A 3,904-nucleotide genomic window follows, 5' to 3' on the forward strand; every position below is an offset into this window, starting at 1 on the left:
CTTGTGCACATGCTGCTGTCGTCGGCTGCGAGAAACAGCGCCATGCGCGCGATATCGGACGGCTGCAGTCTATCCGGCAGGCATTGCCGTTCCTCGATCTGTCGCTCGCCGGCCGGGGTCAGCCACAACCGCATCTGGCGTTCCGTCATGACCCAGCCCGGCACCATGCAGTTGACGCGGATGCGTTCGGGGCCGAGCTCTCGTGCGAGCGCCCGTGTCATGCCGTAGACTGCAGCTTTCGCCGTCACATAGGCGGGGCAATCCGGATCGCCGACCATCCAGGTGATGGAGCCAAAATTGATGATCGAGCCGCCACCGAGTGCGCTCATCTGCGGACGCACGGCCTGGGCCGCAAAGAACTGGTGACGCAAATTGACCGCCATGCGATCGTCCCAATAGGACACCGTCACATCCTTGGTTTGGTGGCGGTCGTCGCTGCCCGCATTATTGCACAGCACCTGGATCGGGCCGTTGTGCTGCATCGCCTGCTCGACGGCGGACCGCAGATCCTCGACATTGCGCAGGTCGCACGGAACGAACAGCGGCGGTGCCTCGCCCAGTGCGCCGATGGCATCGACGAGACGCCTCGACTRCTCCTCCGCCACATCTACAAATGCGACGCGGCTGCCCTGGGCGCAGAAGTGACGTACCAGGCTCTCGCCGATGCCGCTGCCGCCGCCGGTTATGAAAACGCTGCGGCCCCTCAGGCTGGGGAAGATGGCGTAGCTGCTGGTTTCGCCAGTCATTGCCCGCGCCCTCTAGTGCGAATGYCGAGGGATGCCGGCGTCGCGGCGGCCGACGAGAAAATCGAAATCGCAGCCCTCGTCGGCCTGCAGCACGCGCTCGACATACAGGCTTTGGTAGCCGCCTTCCGGCGGCGGCGGCGGCGTCCAGTCGCTACGGCGGATCGCCAGTTCTTCATCGGAAACGAGAAGCTCTAAGCGACGCCCGGCCACATCGAGTTCGATAAGATCGCCATCGCGCACCAGTGCAAGCACGCCCCCGGCGGCTGCCTCGGGCGCCACGTGTAGGACCACGGTGCCATAGGCGGTACCGCTCATGCGCGCATCCGAAATCCGAACCATGTCGGAGACGCCTTGCTTGAGCAGCTTTGCCGGCAGCGGCATGTTGCCGACCTCGGCCATGCCGGGATAACCGCGTGGACCGCAATTCTTGAGCACCATCACCGACGACGCGTCAATGTCCAGATCGGGATCATCGATGCGAGCGTAGTAATGCTCGATGTTTTCGAAGACGACGGCCCTGCCGCGATGCTGCATCAATTCAGCCGTTGCCGCCGATGGCTTGATCACCGCCCCGTTGGGCGCGAGATTGCCGCGAAGGATCGATATCCCCCCCTCCTCGGTCAACGGGTTTCGCAGCGGCCGGATCACCTCGGGATTGTAATTGGGCGCACCGTCGACCAATTCGCCGATGGTCTTTCCACTGACAGTCATGGCATCGCGATGAAGAAGCCCCACCTCATCGAGCGACGCCATGACCGCAGCTAGCCCCCCGGCGTAGTAAAAGTCTTCCATCAGGAATCGGCCGGACGGCATAAGGTCGACGATCGTGGGCACGCCGCGTCCAAGGCGATCCCAGTCTTCAAGCCCCAGCTCCACCCCAACCCGACGGGCGATGGCGATCAGATGCAACACCGCATTGGTCGAGCCCCCGATTGCCCCGTTGACGCGAATGGCATTTTCAAAGGCCGCCTTGGTGAGGATTTGCGAGATCGTCACGTCCTTGTGGACCAGATGGACGATGCGGCGTCCCGCCAGATGGGCCWAGACTCCCCGCCGGGAATCGACCGCAGGGATTGCCGCGTTGTCGGGCATGCCGATGCCGAGCGCTTCGACCATGCTTGCCATGGTCGAAGCGGTCCCCATTGTCATGCAACTGCCGGCCGACCGGCTCTGGCCCTGTTCGGCGGCGAGGAAATCGGCCACGGCCATGCGCCCAGCCTTCACGTCCTCGGCGAATTTCCACACATGGGTGCCCGAGCCGATATCCTGCCCGCGGAACTTGCCGTTGAGCATCGGCCCGCCCGAAATGGTGATGGTCGGCAGATTGCATGACGCCGCCCCCATCAGCAGCGCCGGCGTGGTCTTGTCGCAGCCGGCCAGCAGCACGACGCCATCCATCGGATTGCCCCGGATCGATTCCTCCACATCCATGCTTGCCAGATTGCGGAACAGCATGGCGGTCGGGCGCATATTACTTTCGCCCAGCGACATCACCGGAAACTCGAGCGGCAGGCCGCCGGCCTCATAGACGCCGCGTTTGACATGGTCCGCAAGCGCACGAAGATGGGCATTGCACGGGGTCAATTCGGACCAGGTGTTGCAGATCCCGATCACAGGACGGCCGTCGAACTCGTCGCCTGGAATGCCCTGGTTCTTCATCCAGCTGCGGTGCATGAAGGCATTCTTGCCCTCGCCCCCAAACCATGCGGTTGAACGCAGCTTGCGTTTTTCATCCGTCACGACGTCTGTTCCTTGCGGCGCTTGTTGCGGTTCTCGACGCTGCGGCGCACGTCTTCCTCGGCGTTGTCGATGAGCACCAGCAGCGCCTTTTGCGCGCCCGGACCGTCGCCAGAGGCGATTTTTTTGGCCACTTGCCTGTGCAGCGGCAGCGAGTGGCGCTGCCCCTCGGGGTTGTCGTTGGAAAGGCGAAAGCTCATCACAAGAGCGGTCTCGACCAGGGCAGCCAGCGAGCCGATCAGTTCGTTGCCGGTCATACGCAAGATGGTCTGGTGGAACACAAGGTCCGGCTTGGCGAAACGGTCGCCATCGTCGCCAACCGCTTCCATTTCGGTCAGCGCAGCGTTCATCTCGGCGATCTGGCCCGGCGTGGCACGCTGGGCTGCGAGTGCTGCGGACATGGGCTCGATGGCTCGACGCAACTCGAACAATGCCCTGACATCGTCGGCGCTGACAGCCCCGGCGTAGCGCCACGACAAGACATCCGGATCGAGGAAATTCCAGTCGGCGCGCGGACGCACCCGCGTTCCTGTCTTGGGCCGTGACTCGACAAGCCCCTTGCCCGCCAGAACCTTGATCGCCTCGCGCAGCACCGTGCGGCTGACGCCCAGCATTTCGCTGGAGTCGTCGGCGTTGGGAAGCGCTTCGCCGGGCAGGAAATCACCTTGCACGATGCGCAATCCGATTTGTTCGACCACCGTCGCATGCAGCGCGGTCGAGCCGCTGGATACCGCGACCGCGACCCGGGAGACTCGGGCCGCGCTAAACGACTTTCTATTCTTCATACTATTCATATGATATTTTTTAACGGCATGATCGCCGGAGTCAAGAGGATGGCATCGGTCTCGCCGCCAGATACGCTGCCGATCCTGCTCGATACGGTCTTTAGGGTATGGGCACGCTGCGGATCGCAACGTTCACGTTCACGCTTTCCAGGCACAATTTACTGATTAGCGAAGAGGCATCGTGGCCAAAGCGGCGAACGAATGCGCGACTTCGATACGCGGCAGAAGAACACTGGATAGTGTCATCACTGGCTATCCGCACCGAGCGCAGCTTTGAAAACTACGCARCTCAGGCAAGCCGAATGGGGATGGGCAAATCAAGAGTGTCGCTGACGGAAGCTGAGCGCTCACACGTGACCGTATTCGAAAAATCTACAGCATCGCCAGCGCTGCAACTGCCAAGATGATGCGGAGATAACACCCGGCCTGCCGTCGATTGAAGCAAGGCGGCTCATGACGAACCACTGCCAAGCTCCAAATAGCTAAGGACGCAAATAGCTCAGGATGATCGTCGGACAGGTCACCTAGCCAACCATCATACTGCTGAAATTGAACCAACAAACACGAAAAGGCGGGAGATTGCCCCCGCCTTTTCGTCGCCAAATGGGCTGATCTGAAATGATCATGTCTAAAGAC

General features: G+C 61.8%; 4 protein-coding genes. All 4 read right to left on the bottom strand.

The window, feature by feature from the left end:
- Positions 1–746 (bottom strand): SDR family NAD(P)-dependent oxidoreductase (locus tag AC1DUU_RS25660; protein WP_476786191.1); only part of this gene is annotated, 746 nt, incomplete at its 3' end.
- Positions 747–758: 12 nt separating this feature from the next.
- On the bottom strand, positions 759–2,486 hold the full coding sequence (locus tag AC1DUU_RS25665) for an IlvD/Edd family dehydratase (protein ID WP_476786192.1): 1,728 nt from the start codon (positions 2,484–2,486) through the stop codon (positions 759–761).
- Positions 2,483–3,181 (bottom strand): FadR/GntR family transcriptional regulator, encoded by a 699-nt coding sequence (locus AC1DUU_RS25670; protein WP_476786193.1) that lies wholly within the window; start codon positions 3,179–3,181, stop codon positions 2,483–2,485. Before AC1DUU_RS25670 ends, AC1DUU_RS25665 begins: the two co-directional genes overlap by 4 nt.
- 459 nt (positions 3,182–3,640) lie before the next feature.
- Positions 3,641–3,904: hypothetical protein (locus tag AC1DUU_RS25675; RefSeq protein ID WP_476786194.1), on the bottom strand; the 264-nt coding region annotated here is incomplete at its 5' end.

The organism is Aminobacter sp. P4_H6_2 (assembly GCF_056400805.1).